This is a genomic window from Bacillus methanolicus PB1, from assembly GCF_000262755.1.
GTDB classification, from domain to species: domain Bacteria; phylum Bacillota; class Bacilli; order Bacillales; family Cytobacillaceae; genus Bacillus_Z; species Bacillus_Z methanolicus.
The window spans coordinates 394,848-410,157 of the sequence record NZ_AFEU01000001.1 but is presented as its reverse complement, the minus strand read 5'-3'; the positions used below and the strand labels follow the sequence as shown (position 1 = coordinate 410,157).

16 protein-coding genes and 1 pseudogene are annotated in these 15,310 nt (G+C 39.0%); 11 read left to right on the top strand and 6 right to left on the bottom strand.

Annotated features, from left to right (window positions below; genetic code table 11):
- Nucleotides 1-19: 19 nt before the first annotated feature.
- The 4 genes from rnjA to PB1_RS16715 all read right to left on the bottom strand — a co-directional run bounded on the left by rnjA (nt 20) and on the right by PB1_RS16715 (nt 3,603).
- Nucleotides 20-1,687 (bottom strand): ribonuclease J1, encoded by a 1,668-nt coding sequence (rnjA, locus tag PB1_RS01870; RefSeq protein ID WP_003350399.1) that lies wholly within the window; start codon nt 1,685-1,687, stop codon nt 20-22.
- A 3-nt stretch (nt 1,688-1,690) separates the two neighbouring features.
- A complete protein-coding gene (locus PB1_RS01865; RefSeq protein ID WP_003350397.1) occupies nt 1,691-1,903 on the bottom strand; it encodes a DNA-dependent RNA polymerase subunit epsilon in 213 nt (70 codons plus the stop codon).
- Nucleotides 1,904-2,555: 652 nt separating this feature from the next.
- Nucleotides 2,556-3,110, bottom strand: coding sequence for a peptide deformylase (gene def, locus PB1_RS01860; RefSeq protein ID WP_003350396.1), 555 nt, complete (start codon nt 3,108-3,110; stop codon nt 2,556-2,558).
- A 364-nt stretch (nt 3,111-3,474) separates the two neighbouring features.
- Nucleotides 3,475-3,603 carry a YjcZ family sporulation protein gene (locus tag PB1_RS16715; protein ID WP_081485582.1) on the bottom strand — a complete coding sequence of 43 codons (129 nt, stop codon included), beginning with the start codon at nt 3,601-3,603 and terminating at the stop codon, nt 3,475-3,477.
- 236 nt (nt 3,604-3,839) lie between these two features.
- On the opposite strand from PB1_RS16715, the gene PB1_RS01855 reads away from it, so the two are divergent.
- The 6 genes from PB1_RS01855 to PB1_RS01830 all read left to right on the top strand — a co-directional run bounded on the left by PB1_RS01855 (nt 3,840) and on the right by PB1_RS01830 (nt 10,477).
- Nucleotides 3,840-4,505 (top strand): YkyA family protein, encoded by a 666-nt coding sequence (locus tag PB1_RS01855; protein ID WP_003350395.1) that lies wholly within the window; start codon nt 3,840-3,842, stop codon nt 4,503-4,505.
- Between the two features lie 546 nt (nt 4,506-5,051).
- The gene (pdhA, locus tag PB1_RS01850; RefSeq protein ID WP_003350394.1) at nt 5,052-6,167 is read left to right on the top strand and encodes a pyruvate dehydrogenase (acetyl-transferring) E1 component subunit alpha; all 1,116 of its coding nucleotides are present in this window, start codon (nt 5,052-5,054) and stop codon (nt 6,165-6,167) included.
- 3 nt (nt 6,168-6,170) lie between these two features.
- Nucleotides 6,171-7,148 carry an alpha-ketoacid dehydrogenase subunit beta gene (locus tag PB1_RS01845; protein ID WP_003350393.1) on the top strand — a complete coding sequence of 326 codons (978 nt, stop codon included), beginning with the start codon at nt 6,171-6,173 and terminating at the stop codon, nt 7,146-7,148.
- Nucleotides 7,149-7,256: 108 nt separating this feature from the next.
- Nucleotides 7,257-8,612 carry a dihydrolipoamide acetyltransferase family protein gene (locus tag PB1_RS01840; RefSeq protein ID WP_003350392.1) on the top strand — a complete coding sequence of 452 codons (1,356 nt, stop codon included), beginning with the start codon at nt 7,257-7,259 and terminating at the stop codon, nt 8,610-8,612.
- A 3-nt stretch (nt 8,613-8,615) separates the two neighbouring features.
- Nucleotides 8,616-10,025 carry a dihydrolipoyl dehydrogenase gene (gene lpdA / locus PB1_RS01835; protein WP_003350391.1) on the top strand — a complete coding sequence of 470 codons (1,410 nt, stop codon included), beginning with the start codon at nt 8,616-8,618 and terminating at the stop codon, nt 10,023-10,025.
- Between the two features lie 176 nt (nt 10,026-10,201).
- Complete coding sequence (locus PB1_RS01830; RefSeq protein WP_003350390.1) at nt 10,202-10,477, top strand: hypothetical protein; 276 nt, start codon at nt 10,202-10,204, stop codon at nt 10,475-10,477.
- On the opposite strand, the pseudogene PB1_RS01825 reads toward PB1_RS01830, so the two are convergent.
- A pseudogene (locus tag PB1_RS01825) lies at nt 10,449-10,796 on the bottom strand (DUF1885 family protein); the annotation flags it as partial. The gene PB1_RS01830 and the pseudogene PB1_RS01825 sit on opposite strands and share 29 nt — an antisense overlap.
- Before the next feature lie 197 nt (nt 10,797-10,993).
- Here PB1_RS01825 and PB1_RS18485 point away from each other — a divergent pair.
- The 3 genes from PB1_RS18485 (at nt 10,994) to PB1_RS01810 (ending at nt 13,926) form a co-directional block, all read left to right on the top strand.
- The gene (locus PB1_RS18485) at nt 10,994-11,587 is read left to right on the top strand and encodes a DUF6431 domain-containing protein (RefSeq protein WP_420796280.1); all 594 of its coding nucleotides are present in this window, start codon (nt 10,994-10,996) and stop codon (nt 11,585-11,587) included.
- A 162-nt stretch (nt 11,588-11,749) separates the two neighbouring features.
- On the top strand, nt 11,750-13,135 hold the full coding sequence (locus PB1_RS01815) for a DDE-type integrase/transposase/recombinase (protein ID WP_003350382.1): 1,386 nt from the start codon (nt 11,750-11,752) through the stop codon (nt 13,133-13,135).
- Nucleotides 13,135-13,926 (top strand): ExeA family protein, encoded by a 792-nt coding sequence (locus tag PB1_RS01810; RefSeq protein ID WP_003350381.1) that lies wholly within the window; start codon nt 13,135-13,137, stop codon nt 13,924-13,926. Before PB1_RS01815 ends, PB1_RS01810 begins: the two co-directional genes overlap by 1 nt.
- Nucleotides 13,927-14,144: 218 nt before the next feature.
- Here the strand turns inward: PB1_RS01810 and PB1_RS17955 are convergent, their stop codons facing one another.
- On the bottom strand, nt 14,145-14,342 hold the full coding sequence (locus PB1_RS17955) for a DUF1885 family protein (RefSeq protein WP_003350380.1): 198 nt from the start codon (nt 14,340-14,342) through the stop codon (nt 14,145-14,147).
- A 166-nt stretch (nt 14,343-14,508) separates the two neighbouring features.
- On the opposite strand from PB1_RS17955, the gene PB1_RS01800 reads away from it, so the two are divergent.
- Both PB1_RS01800 and PB1_RS16710 read left to right on the top strand, forming a co-directional pair.
- Complete coding sequence (locus PB1_RS01800) at nt 14,509-14,808, top strand: DUF3055 domain-containing protein (RefSeq protein WP_003350379.1); 300 nt, start codon at nt 14,509-14,511, stop codon at nt 14,806-14,808.
- A 214-nt stretch (nt 14,809-15,022) separates the two neighbouring features.
- The gene (locus PB1_RS16710) at nt 15,023-15,145 is read left to right on the top strand and encodes a GapA-binding peptide SR1P (RefSeq protein ID WP_081485580.1); all 123 of its coding nucleotides are present in this window, start codon (nt 15,023-15,025) and stop codon (nt 15,143-15,145) included.
- Nucleotides 15,146-15,310 lie beyond the last annotated feature (165 nt).

The window sequence follows — 15,310 nt, the reverse complement described above, 5'->3', positions numbered from 1 at the left end:
AGTAAGCCTCATTTTTTTTTTATACTTCCATAATAATAGGAAGGATCATTGGTCGGCGTTTTGTTTTTTCATAGAGGAACGGTGCAAGTGTATCTGTAATTTCATTTTTTATTTCTGACCATAAAGTTGTTTTTCTTTCCATTACTTTGTTCAGATGTTTTGTTATTAAAGTTTGGGCATCATTGATAAGGTCTCCCGATTCCCTCATATATACGAACCCGCGCGAAATAATATCAGGACCGGCTGCAATTTTAAAATCTTTCATATTAATGCTGACAACAACAACCACCAGTCCTTCTTCAGATAAAATACGGCGATCTCTTAAAACAATATTTCCAATATCACCGACGCCGCTCCCGTCAATATATACAGATCCTGAAGGGATTTTTCCTGTTACTCTTGCTTCATCTTCACTTAAAGCAAGAACTTCGCCGTTGTCCATAATAAAGCAATTTTCCTCAGGTATTCCGCAGTCAACAGCAAGTTTTACATGCATTTTCTGCATCCGGTATTCCCCGTGGATCGGCATAAAAAATTTAGGCTTCATTAAGCGGAGCATTAATTTTTGTTCTTCTTGACCGCCATGTCCTGATGTATGAATGTCATTTAACGATCCATGGATAACCTCCGCACCGGCTCGGTAAAGAAGGTTGATTGTTCTGCTGACGCTTATCGTATTCCCCGGAATTGGAGAAGATGAGAAGACGACAGTGTCTCCCGGAATAATTTGTATTTGGCGATGTGTTCCATTGGCAATTCGTGAAAGGGCAGCCATTGGTTCTCCTTGGCTTCCGGTACAAAGTATGGTTACCCGGTTTGCAGGAAGGCGATTAATATGCTGTGCATCGATAAACGTATCTTTAGGTGCACGAATATAGCCCAAATCTCTGCCAATCTCAATAGCTGCCTCCATGCTCCGTCCAAAAACCGCAATTTTCCTGCCATTCATAACAGCCGCTTCTGTTACTTGTTGAAGTCGATGGATGTTTGATGCAAAAGTCGCGAAAATGATTCGGCCATCTACTTTTCTGAAGATGTCTTGAATGCTTTCTCCGACACGCCGTTCTGACATGGTGAAATTTGGGATTTCACTATTGGTACTGTCAGAGAGCAAGCAAAGTACTCCTTCTTTTCCTATTTCAGCCATTTTTGTTAAGTTTGCAGGCTCGCCTACTGGAGTGAAATCAAATTTAAAATCGCCTGTGTGAACAATTTGCCCTGCAGGCGTTTTAACGACAATCCCGTATGAATCAGGAATGCTGTGAGTGGTTCGGAAAAATGTAACCGATGTTTTACGGAATTTAATGACGTCATCTTCTTTAATTTCATAAAGCTTTGCATTTCTTAGAAGACCATGTTCTTCCAGTTTGTTTTTTATTAAGCCTAATGCTAATTTTCCACCGTAAATCGGAATATTTATTTCTCTGAGCAAGTAAGGAATTCCGCCGATATGGTCTTCATGTCCGTGTGTTACGAAAAGGCCTTTAATTTTGTCTTCATTCTTAATAAGGTACGAGTAATCAGGTATAACATAATCGATACCCAGTAATTCGTCTTCAGGAAACTTGATTCCTGCATCAATTAGAATTATTTCATCTTGAAATTGAACTGCATACGTATTTTTGCCGATCTCTCCAAGGCCCCCCAGGGCGAATACGGCAGTTTGATCATTTTTTACAAATTTCATAAATTATTCAATCTCCAATACTTTAAAGTCTTCATTTTGTTGCTCATACTCTAGAAAAGCACCCGAAACAGGCTGTATAAATTCAATATTTATAGTCCTGTCTGCCAGTTTAGATCGAACATCTCTTTCTGATTCAGCTTCAATATAAAGGGTTTTTGTTTTTTCCCTTACTGGTACTTGTGTAATGGATTCCTGGTAAAATACTTTGAAAATCATTTAAATTCTCTCCTTACTCCGAAATAACTTTTTTATAATATAAGAAAATATAGTGCATTTCATGTTTATCGCCGGCGTGATTTCTAGAAACGGAAAATTTTGTTTGTATGTAAAACAACTGATTATCAATTTACAATAAGGAAGGAGCCCTTCGCAAGCTTGAAGGGCTCATAAAAAAACATTTTAAGCAATTGATTTTTTACGAAGCAATTCCTTCCACTGTTTTAAGAGCTTCTTTCTAAGCTTCTTTAACATAGTGGATCAACTCCTTACTTCTTATTTTAAACAATCCTTGTCCAAAGTAAAGCAATCAAGGAAAATGTTTAAAAAGAATAATTTCTAAAAAGGGCTTTTTATTATATTATATGATAAATCATAGGTTTTTTTCATGGGGATAACTGGAATTCTTCGTTTTCCCATAATTCTGAAAATGTAAATAAAAGGCATTACTTCTACTCGCGAGAAAATTTTGGAGGAAACGATAGGAAAATTATATGGAGCAATGTTTGGGTTGGGCTTAATTTAATATCTTCGAAGAAAAAAAAGAAAAATCGGGAAAAAGGCCGCTGCATAAATTTCCGATTCCATTTAAATTATAAAGAAGCTGACTCTTTACATTTTTTGAGCCAGCCTTTTTTATTAAATAAAAAATTTATCGTTCAATAGGGATTGCGTTTTCAATCGGCTTAAACGGATTTTGTTTATCAATATGATCATAAAACATAATACCGTTCAAATGATCAATTTCATGTTGAAACACAATAGCCGGCAAGCCTCTCAATCTCAGTTTGACTTCATTTCCATCAATATCATAGCCTTTCACAGTAACGCGGGCATATCTAGGTACATAACCGGGGATGGATTCGTCAACAGATAGGCATCCTTCTCCGGATGTTAAATAAGCCCGTTCAACAGAATGGCTTGCAATTTTTGGATTGAATAGAGCATAACTGTAAAGAGCTCCCTTTTCGTCATGGACATGGACAGCGATCATGCGCTTTGAAACATTTATTTGCGGTGCGGCGAGACCAATCCCCGGTCTTAAGCCATACTGCGCAGAAATTTCTGGATTTTGGCTGTTTATTACATATTCCAACAAGCTTTTTAATATACGTTTATCCTCATCTGACGGCGGCATATCGACTTCTTCAGCAACTTTTCGTAAAGTTGGATGCCCGTCGCGGATGATGTCATCCATCGTTAACATAAAAACACACTCCTTATGGCTTTCAATGCATTTAAGAGATCTTCTTACTCATAAGTACGATTTTAGTCTAACAAAGAAGGCAAAAAAAGTTAACAAAAAACGAGCATGAGTATTAAACTCCCAACCCTAACATGGAAATGGATCTCATTTATATAGTTTACCAACATAATAAGGCGGTGTGAGCGAAGCAAAGCTCTAAATATTTACAAAGCTAAACAAGTATCTTGCTTAAGATAAGTTTAGCTTTTCTATTTTTGTTAGCGTAGCTCCGCCCCTTTTCCACAAAAAAAGAGAAGATGCTAAGTGCACCTTCCCATTCTTCCTATCAAGCCCGTTCAAGCCTGTCAAGCCGCTTCCGCTTTTATTAGTTCCAGCACGCACAGCCAACGATGATGAGGAGAATAAATAAGACTACGATTAGCGCAAATCCTCTTCCGTAACCATGACAGTAGCTTGGATAACAACAATAACCGTATCCACCGTATCCGTACATAAAGGATAACCTCCCCTTAAAATATTTCGTCCAGAAAAGGAATCTATATCTGGCGATTACTATAGCCTATGAGTGTAAAAAGCTACTCGTTTAGGCCTGTGCCCAATCATAATTGAATTATTAAAGAATACAATGGGTAATAGTACAAGCCCTTATCCTCTATTCCTTGTATTGTATTTTGTCAAAAGCAGAAACTGCAGAGAAAGCAATAACTATTATTTCAGGGAGGACGAACATTGTCGATCTTAAAAAATAGTCGTTTGTATTTACTATTTATTGTCGTTTTTTTACCATTAACAGGCTGTTTCGGCCACCGAACTTCTGAAGAGAAAATATATGAAGTGCTTGAAAAAGTGGTTGCTCTTGAGGAACCTTTTGAAGAACAGCAAGAACAACTAGTCAAATTGGAAAAAGATGAGAAAGCTCTATTTGAAAAAATAATTGCCCTTGGAATGGACGAATATGGCCAAATCGTAAAGATGTCTGATGAAGCACTGACCATAATTAAAAAACGAAAGGAACATCTTTTGAAAGAAGAAAAAAGTATGAAAGCTTCTTCGAAAGAATTTGCGAAATTAACATCAATTATCGATGATATAAACGATCAAGAGTTAAAAAAGCATGCTGAACAATTATATAATATAATGATGGACCGATATAAAACTTATCATATACTTAATAAGCATTATTCGAAAGGTCTTGAATATGACAAGGAATTGTATGAGATGTTCAAGCAGGAAGATATAACACTTGAACAGCTTGAAACTCAGATTCATATAATAAATGAATCATACAAAAAAGTCATTGAAGCAAATAAAGCATTCAATAAATTAACTGAGGATTATAATAACGCGAAAAGAAATTTTTATGAAAAAGCAAAATTTAAAATAAAATCTCATTAAAAGAATCAGCTAATATTGCTGGTTCTTTTTTTATATGATAATGAATTATTTTATTAATATAATAATATTATTAATATGAATACTTACTTTATTATAACACGATAGAAATTCCAAAAAGTTTTATAGTACAGATTTATGCTTTTTAATAATACAGTTTGAGAGTTTAGTTAATAAACAATTCGAATATGTAGACAAAAAAACTTATTGTAAAGTATTTGACGAGTTTCTTTTTTATATGTACACTTAAAATGCATAGGGTTGTTGTATTAATGTTGTTTAGAAATAAATTGATACAGAATGAGAGAAATCGTGAAAATCATAATCGAACGTTTTTAAATAGCAAACTTGTGGAAAACTGCATAGAGTGTGGTTTTTCAGACGTTCATTACAGAAAAGGAAAACTCCAAAATTTTCCGTTTGACAGCATGGTTCAACGCCCCAAAGATCGTACAGGTTTCTAATTAGCCTTGCATTTGGGCAATCTATATTTGCATTTTTATAACTATCCATTTAAATCGTTTTAAGAGAAAGGAAGAGGTGGCAATAATGACTTCTAAAACAAAGAAGGATCTATTGGATGTTAAACATTCGCTTGAAATAATTGAGCAGCAGTTCGAAACGTTTCAAATTCTAAATGAAGACGGGCAAGTCGTAAATGAAGCTGCAATGCCGGAATTAAACGATGAACAATTACAAGAATTAATGCGCCGCATGGTTTATACACGTATCCTCGACCAGCGCTCCATTTCTTTAAATCGTCAAGGACGCTTAGGTTTTTATGCACCGACAGCCGGACAGGAAGCTTCCCAGCTTGCTTCACAGTTCGCATTAGAAAAAGAGGATTTTATTTTGCCTGGTTACCGTGATGTTCCGCAAATCATTTGGCATGGACTGCCGCTATATCAAGCTTTTTTATGGTCCCGCGGCCATTTTCAAGGAGGACAAATTCCTGAGGGAGTAAATGTAATTGCTCCACAAATTATTATAGGTGCCCAATACATTCAGGCTGCAGGAGTTGCACTTGGCATGAAAAAACGCGGAGCTAAATCTGTTGCCATAGCGTATACAGGTGACGGCGGTGCTTCACAAGGCGACTTCTACGAAGGTATAAACTTTGCAGGTGCTTTCAAGGTTCCGGCTATTTTTATTGTACAAAATAACCGTTTTGCGATTTCTACACCTGTTGAAAAACAGTCTGCAGCAAAAACAATTGCGCAAAAAGCTGTTGCAGCCGGAATTCCGGGAATTCAAGTAGATGGAATGGATCCGCTGGCAGTCTACGTTGCTGTCCGGGATGCTCGTGAACGCGCTATTAACGGAGAAGGACCTACTCTAATCGAGACATTAACATACAGGTACGGTCCGCACACAATGGCCGGAGATGACCCAACACGTTATCGTACATCTGATTTAGACAGCGAATGGGAAAAGAAAGATCCGCTTGTTCGTTTCCGTAAGTTCTTGGAAAATAAAGGAATATGGAATGAAGAAATGGAAAATGAAGTGATTGAAAAAGCGAAAGAAGATATTAAAGAGGCGATCAAAAAGGCTGATGAAGCACCAAAACAAAAGGTGACTGACTTAATGTCTGTTATGTATGAAGAAATGCCTGCCTACTTAAAAGAACAATTTGAAATTTATAAAGAAAAGGAGTCGAATTAAGCCATGGCGCAAATGACAATGATTCAAGCAATCACGGATGCGTTACGCACAGAAATGAGAAATGATCCGAATGTATTAGTATTTGGAGAAGATGTGGGCGTAAATGGCGGCGTTTTCCGAGCAACAGAAGGCCTTCAGCAAGAATTTGGCGAAGAACGCGTGTTTGATACTCCGCTGGCTGAATCCGGTATCGGGGGACTCGCGATTGGCCTTGGTTTGCAAGGCTTTCGTCCGGTTGCTGAAATTCAGTTTTTCGGTTTTGTATACGAAGTAATGGATTCTATCAGCGGGCAAATGGCCCGAATGCGCTATCGTTCCGGAGGCCGGTACAATGCCCCCATTACAATTCGTTCGCCTTTTGGAGGCGGAGTGCATACTCCGGAGCTCCATGCTGACAGCTTGGAAGGATTAGTAGCACAGCAGCCGGGTTTAAAAGTCGTCATCCCTTCTACTCCTTATGATGCGAAAGGCTTATTAATCTCTGCTATTCGTGATAATGATCCGGTTATTTTTCTTGAGCATATGAAATTATACCGTTCTTTCCGACAAGAAGTACCTGAAGAGGAATACATCATTCCATTAGGCAAAGCTGATATTAAAAGAGAAGGTTCAGATTTATCCATTATTACGTATGGGGCAATGGTGCATGAATCTCTAAAAGCTGCTGAAGAGCTTGAAAAAGAAGGCTACTCGGCAGAAGTGATTGATTTGCGGACAATTGTTCCTCTCGATATTGAGACAATCATTTCATCAGTGGAAAAAACCGGCCGGGCAATCGTTGTACAAGAAGCTCAAAAACAAGCAGGTATTGCAGCAAATGTTGTTGCAGAGATTAACGACCGAGCCATCCTTAGCCTGGAAGCGCCTGTATTGCGCGTAACAGCTCCTGATACAGTATACCCGTTCCCGCAAGCGGAATCTGTATGGCTTTCAAACTCTAAAGACATCATTGAAACAGCGAAAAAAGTATTGACTTTTTAATTAATCGAATCGTGATGGAAAGAAAAGGGGCATGAACTGATTGCCCCTGTGTACGTAATATAACGAAGTTGCAAATTAAGCAACGTGAACTTAGGAGGGTGATTCCAAGTGGCATTTGAATTTAAATTGCCTGACATTGGCGAAGGTATTCATGAAGGTGAAATCGTCAAATGGTTTGTTAAGCAAGGTGACAAAGTTCAGGAAGATGATGTTTTATGTGAAGTGCAAAACGATAAAGCAGTAGTAGAAATTCCTTCCCCTGTTACAGGTACGGTTGAAAAAATATTAGTTGAAGAAGGTGCTGTGGCGACTGTCGGACAAGTTTTAATCACATTTGATGCACCAGGCTATGAAAATTTAAAATTTAAAGGCGATGACCATGAAGAAGCGCCAAAGAAAGATGAAAAAAAAGAATCTCTAGTACAATCAACAGTAGAATCCGGACGGGATATTAAAAAGGATTCAGCAGCCGTGCAAGAAGCACAAGATCCAACAAATGCAGCAGAGTCTCCTGTACAGACAGAAGTTGATGCGAACCGCCGTGTTATCGCAATGCCTTCTGTCCGCAAATATGCTCGTGATAAAGGTGTAGATATTCGTCTTGTTGCCGGTTCCGGTAAAAATGGACGTGTCTTAAAAGAAGATATTGATTTATTCTTAAGCGGCGGCCAGGCTAAAGCTGAATCTGAAGCACCAAAAGCTGATCATGCAGCTGCACAGCAAACAGAAACAATAGCTGCTCCAACAGTTCCGCAAGGTCAATATCCGGAAACACGAGAAAAAATGAGCGGAATTCGCAGGGCGATCGCCAAAGCGATGGTAAATTCCAAACAAACAGCGCCACATGTAACACTAATGGATGAAGTGGATGTAACAAAACTTGTTGCCCACCGTAAGAAATTCAAAGAAATCGCAGCAGAAAAAGGAATTAAGCTTACATTCCTGCCTTACGTTGTAAAAGCATTAACAAGTGCTTTACGGGAATATCCGGTTTTAAATACTTCACTTGACGACGAAAAAGAAGAGATTATCTATAAGCACTATTATAATATCGGAATAGCAGCAGATACAGACAGAGGTTTATTAGTCCCCGTTGTAAAAGATGCTGACCGCAAATCAGTATTCAAAATTTCAAAAGAAATTAACGAATTGGCAACGAAAGCCCGTGAAGGAAAATTGTCACCGGATGAAATGAAAGGCGCTTCATGTACAATTACTAATATCGGGTCTGCCGGGGGCCAATGGTTTACACCGGTTATTAACCATCCTGAAGTTGCCATTCTTGGAATTGGACGAATCGCAGAAAAACCTGTAGTAAAAGATGGTGAAATTGTTCCGGCTCCAGTATTGGCACTATCGTTAAGCTTTGACCACAGAATTATTGACGGGGCAACTGCCCAATATGCACTAAACCACATTAAGCGTTTGTTGAATGATCCTGAACTTTTGTTAATGGAGGCGTAAAAAATGGTAGTAGGAGATTTTCCTATTGAAACAGAAACTCTTGTCATTGGTGCTGGTCCAGGCGGGTATGTAGCTGCAATCCGTGCAGCACAGCTTGGGCAAAAAGTTACGATTGTTGAGAAAGGAACAGTAGGCGGTGTATGCTTGAATGTTGGATGTATTCCTTCAAAAGCTTTGATTTCTGCAGGACACCGCTATGAAACAGCAAAACAGTCTGATTCAATCGGAATTATTGCCGAGAATGTAAAAGTAGATTTCTCAAAAGTTCAAGAATGGAAAGCGTCGGTTGTTAAAAAACTGACCGGCGGTGTTGAAGGCCTGTTAAAAGGAAATAAAGTTGATATTGTCCGAGGAGAAGCATATTTTGTAGATGCAAATACTGTACGTGTCATGGATGAAAACTCAGCCCAAACTTATAAATTTAAAAATGCTATTATAGCTACTGGTTCGCGACCAATTGAATTGCCTTCAATAAAATTTTCAAAACGTGTACTTGATTCGACTGGTGCTTTAAGCCTTCAGGAGATTCCAAATAAAATTGTCGTAATCGGCGGTGGATATATTGGAATTGAATTAGGCGGGGCATATGCAAGCTTTGGTTCTCAAGTAACAATTCTTGAAGCAGCAGATGATATTTTACATGGATTCGAAAAACAAATGACTGCACTTGTTAAGCGCAACCTAAAGAAAAAAGGTGCAGAAATAATCACTAAAGCAATGGCAAAAGGTGTCGCGGAAAAAGAAAATGGTGTCGTCGTAACATACGAAGCGAAGGGCGAAGAGAAAAATATCGAGGCTGATTACGTATTTGTCATGGTTGGCCGCCGTCCAAATACTGATGAACTAGGTTTAGAACAAGCAGGAATTGAAGTGAATGAAAAAGGCATTATTAAAACTGATAAACAATGCCGTACTTCTGTAAGCAATATCTTCGCAATAGGCGATGTTGTCGAAGGACTTGATTTAGCTCATAAAGCATCTTATGAAGGAAAAATTGCCGCTGAAGTAATAGCCGGCCACAACTCAGAAATTGATTATCTTGGTATTCCTTCAGTTGTCTTTTCAGACCCTGAACTTGCTTCTGTTGGATATACCGAAAGTCAAGCGAAAGAAGATGGAATTGAAGTCATCGCAGCGAGATTCCCATTTGGGGCAAACGGCCGTGCTCTTTCACTGAACAGCAGCGAAGGATTCATGAAACTCGTTACTCGTAAAGATGACGGACTAGTCATCGGTGCACAAATTGCCGGACCAAGCGCTTCTGATATGATTGCTGAATTGGGTCTAGCGATTGAAGCTGGAATGACAGCTGAAGACCTTGCCATGACTATTCACGCTCATCCGACTTTAGGCGAGATTACAATGGAAGCAGCGGAAGTAGCTCTAGGAACACCAATCCATATTTTAAAGTAAACACCCATCAAAAAAAATCCTTTCCAAGCGGGAAAGGATTTTTTTGCAGTTAAGTCAGAAATTCTCATTTTACAATTTATATATTGCAAATATCTTGTACTTCTTCTACATATATTACCTATACAAGCAGTATTCATTGGAAGTTTAAATATAAAGTTAAAAGACGGTGGTGCTCTATGAAGATATATACTGTTATTTTAGTACAGCTGATACTATGGAGCGGTTATACTTTTATGGAATGGCTTTCAAAGCGAGATCAGCCGATATACAATGTATTGATGTTTTTAGTGTTTTTTTATTTGGCCATTATTGCAGGAAACTTTATTATGAAATCAGCGAAAAAAACGTTCCTTGTCACTTTAGTAAGCCTTGCACTATATGGCGCATTTCAAATTACGATGCAGTTGATGAGCACCCTTTTGTTTATTGCTTTCTTGGATAATAGTACATAATTCGTCCATTAAATAAATGAAGTTCCCCTTGCAGCTTTTTAGCAAATAATTTGCAAAACTCATTTGCCTTTCCTTTGTCTCCAAATGTTGAGCTCTCAGGAAGAGTTATTTGTATATATGTTTGCTCCATTTTTGTTCCATCCTCAGTAACAATTGTTTCTTTATCAACCCCGAATATGATTGAATGATAGCGGTCACGGTTGGAATATAAATAAAACCATTTACCTTTTCCTTCCTCATTTTCTTTAATTTCATAAGGAAAAGCGGCATCCTCGTATTTCCAGTCAAGCTGGTCGCCAGTTTTAGAAGTTGTTGAGCGCCTGATCTATTGTCGCACTACAGGAGATTTTCACCACTTATTTTGTCAGATTATGTACAAAGAAAGAGCCGACAGCTTCTTTGACTATGGTACAATGGTCAGAGAAGCTGTCGGCTCTTTAAACTATAACTATAAAGGAAAAGGTTATTTGTTCCTCCCTGCTTGCCGGCCCGGAGAACAAACGACCCTCTCACACTATGCCTATCATACTAGAATGTTTTGTCTCAATCAAGAGATATATTTCCACTATAGAAACGAGTGAACTTGAAATCTTATGTCCCTGCTGCGGAAGGCGAACTAGAAAGCATGGAAAATATAAGAGGACGGTGCACTTTAAAACGAGATCTCATGAGATTCCGATTATGCGTAGAAGGTGCCCTGACTGTAAGAAGACTTTTTCATTGATACCTTGCTTTATTGTTCCATGGGGACGATTTGCCAATCACATCATTGAATTCCTTCTTCGGTGGATCTTTTCCGGCCTCCCTTTGGTCCTCCTTCCGGAGCGCCTGTCTACTGAAGAAGTTTCCGTTGTCTCCCAAAAAACACTATACAGGTGGAAAGCCAAATATTTCGCCCGTTTTTTGAAATGGTGGAAGAATGAACGGAAGAGGATGGCTGAATACTACCAGGATGGAGACGGGTTGCTAGCCCTTTATCGTAAAGGAATTGGTTCGGCTGAAGAATTCCTTATCCTGGTTTCCTCCTTTTTTGGGGAGGATCGATCCATTCCCGGGCCAGGGAAACTTTTTTCATCCATACATTTCCGCCAATCCCCTATCCGGATTTAATCAGTGGTCTGTCTTTTCAACTGGCGGACAATTTGTAAATTTGAGGATGAATATCCATTTCCTTGCTCCACAAAATATGTCCCTTTTCTGGAAAGAAAAATGAGAGGAAAATAGAGTTTGTTTTATCATTTACCTATTTTGTGGAAAAAGGAGAAAAAGAGAATGAATGAAAACCTGCGTAATGACATTGCCGCTTTCCGATTTGGGTTAATTGCCCAAGTGGTTCAGCGGAAATTACAGCCCGGGGAGAGGTATGCCCTATTGCGGGAAATAGCCAAACAACGCTATACGATTCCAGGCAGTGAGAAGACGACCATCAGTATTCGATCCCTCGAAAGATACCTCCAGGCATATGAACAAGGAGGTTTTGAAGCCCTGAAACCTCAGGTCAGGGAAAAGAAAGGCAGCCTTCGGAAACAGGATCCCGAGGTACTGAAGCGTGCCATTGAACTCAGGAAAGAGCTTCCAAGCCGAAGTGTGGAACAAATTATCCGCATCCTTGAGCTAGAGGGGAAGGTGCCGGTTGGATTCCTGAAACCCCGTACTCTTTCCCGATATTTTCAGGAACAGGGCTTGAGTAAGAGAGATCTTCATCACGCAGTAAAGAAAGAGTTCCGGCATTTTGAACATGAAGCACCAAATGATTGTTGGCAGGCTGACACCCAGCACACCCTTTATTTGCCGGATCCAAAAAATCCTGAAAAACGCAAGAAGGCCTACCTGATTGCCATTATCGATGATCATAGCCGGCGTATCATGCATGCGGAATTCTTTTTTGAGGAACGGTACCCCAGATTAGAAAGGTGTGTTCAAAAAGCCGTCTTAAAGTATGGAGCCCCTCATCTTTTCTTCTGTGATAATGGTTCCGTATACAATGCCAAACAATTCAAAGTGATTTGTGCCCGTATGGGCACTAAGCTGATCCACGCGAAGCCTTATTCGCCGGAATCAAAGGGTAAAATTGAGAAGTTTTTTCAATATGTAGATTCCAGTTTTACAGGCGAAGCCAACCTTTTAATCAATCAAGGAAAGCTTACTACGCTGAAGCAGTTAAACGAGTATCTTCGTTCGTGGTTGGAAGCCTACGATAACCGGGTTCATCGAAGTACAAAACAGACACCTAGAAAACGGTTTGAAGCCAACCAGGAAAATCACCGTCTGATCCCCGCAGAAATGTTAAGGGAAATTTTCCTGTGGGAAGAGGAACGCACAGTGCGCAAAACCGCCGTAATAGAGTTGGAAGGAAACATGTATGATGTCGATTCATCTTTGCGGGGGAAAAAGATTCAAATCCGCTACAATCCGTTTGACCTTTCGTACATACAAGTTTGGAAAGATGGGCAGCGTTTTGATGATGCCAAACCAGCAGAACTCCTAAGTCAAAGCCATTCTAAACTGCCGGATGAATCGGTTGACGACTCTTCTTCCACATATGTCTCCAGCTTCCTGGAACAACTAAAACAGAGGCAAGAAGAGGAAAAGCGTAAACAGCTAGGTACACCTAGTTTTGTGCAGTGGAAAGAAAAACAGTCAGGGGGGCAGGCCTGATGTTAGAATTTTTCGAAATGAAGGATGTCCCATTCACTCGTGAAATTTCACCAAGTCAGTTATTTGTAGCTTCCAGTCACACAGAGGCTGCAGCCCGGCTGGAGTACACGGCTCGCCACAGGCAGTTCTGCCTGTTGACAGGAGAGGCCGGGATGGGGAAATCAACCGCGGTTCGAGCTCTAATCCATCAATTGGATCCCATGCAATATCGGTATTTGTACATCTGTGATTCTGCTCTGACTCCAAAGCTCTTTTACAGGGAAGTCCTACAGGACTTTGGCATACAGCCTGCCTTTCGGTCAACCGATGTCAAACGGCAGTACCAATCATTAATGCTCGATATTTATGAAAATGAAAAAAAGATTCCCGTCGTGATTCTGGATGAGGCTCATCATTTTTCTGAATCGATGTTGCAGGAATTGCGCTTTATCCTTAATTTCCGGGAAGATTCAATGTCTCCATTAGCTCTCATTATCGTGGGACAGCCAAGTTTAAGAAACCAACTCAAGTCCAAACATCTGGAGGCAATCGACCAACGGATCCAGATGAGATATCAACTAAGTGGGTTAACTGAAAAGGAAACATATGCATATATTCGTCATCAGCTGGATGCGGTAGAAACCCCTCAAGAAATTTTTTCAGAAGAGGCCATCCAAGCGATTTTCAACTTCAGTCATGGGGTTCCAAGGAAAATCAATACCCTGTGTAGCCAAAGCTTGTTGGATGCCTTTGTTCAGGGACATAAAATTGTGGGTGAATCACACATTCATCGGGTGATAAACGATCTTTAAAAGAGGGATGGGCATTGAAGAGACTTGAAGAGTATTTTGTACAACTGCAGGATGGCATTGCAGAAATGGAGGCTGTAATCGAAGTACTTAGATGATGAAATTTCTGAATTGAGGAACAAAGGGATACACTACTAAAATTAATTATTAATTACACTACTAAAAAAAGAGCTAAAGAATTTGTTATTCTAGTAGGTCGATATCGACATAGAATTAGACCATTACAACTGCCAGTGGCATTGTGGGTGACTGATATTCACTTGCCATGTCATTGCCACTGGCAAACAATCCGACATCGAAGGTGTCTGCGGACAAGAAGTAAGGTTTTTATAATAAAGAAGAAGTTCTTTTACTTCATCTAATGTAATATCCTTTTTCGCTGATGAAGGAACAAGCTTAATATATGCATTCTTTGTCATTATCCATCCCCCTAATTTTCAAAAATTATTAGTTTCTTATATACATTCTAGCTATATTAAAATTGTCTGACAACTTATTAAAAAATCGATTTAAGAAAAATCGGTTGTCAAAAGCAAAATTTTGAATTATAATAATTTTCTAATTACAAAGAAAAGGAGGTATGTTATGGGAATTTTCGAAAAACTTTATGATGAATACGAAAATGTGAAAGTTCGATTTGTTGGGTTTGCGACTGATCAGGCACGTTTTGACTTTGGAATAGTATATACGAGTATGTTTTTCGGAAAACCGCTTTTTGTCTGCATGCAAACAGGCCGCTCAGCCCTCCTTGATCCAAGAGACCTCGAAGATACAGATTATCTCATGAAGACTTTCCGTATTCAGGATGAACAACAGGTTGCTGATTTAGTAGAATTTTTCCAAGAAGCATTACCGACTACACCTTTCGAACCCCAATATGAATAACAAAAAACAGGTCTAATTAGGCCTGTTTTTCATAAATATGTTATACTAATTGGAAAAATAAACAAATAAATAATAGTAAAAAATCTGCAAATTTCGTTAATAATGATACATAAATAAGGCTTGAAATTTTAAATGTGTTATATTATTATTCTATTAAAGACATTGAAGCGCTTTCAGAATTTGATAAACTTCATTAAGAAGGGGAGATCAAAAAATGGGAACAATTGTATGTCAAACATGTCACTCCACTATTGACCATTTTGAAGCTGAAAAAGTTACTGTTCTTTATTCCATAAATTGTAATTGTTGCGATAAAGAGAATGAAGATCAAGAATAATAGTTTGATTGTTTAAAAGCATGTGAAAAATTTTCACGTGTTTTTTTTATCATGAGAAAAAGGGGGATGACTCATATGCAAAGGGTCAGACCCCTGACAAACACCAAAAAAATCAAACTTTTATTGGATTTGCCGGAGAATCCAGACCCTAATAAGACAGCCCGA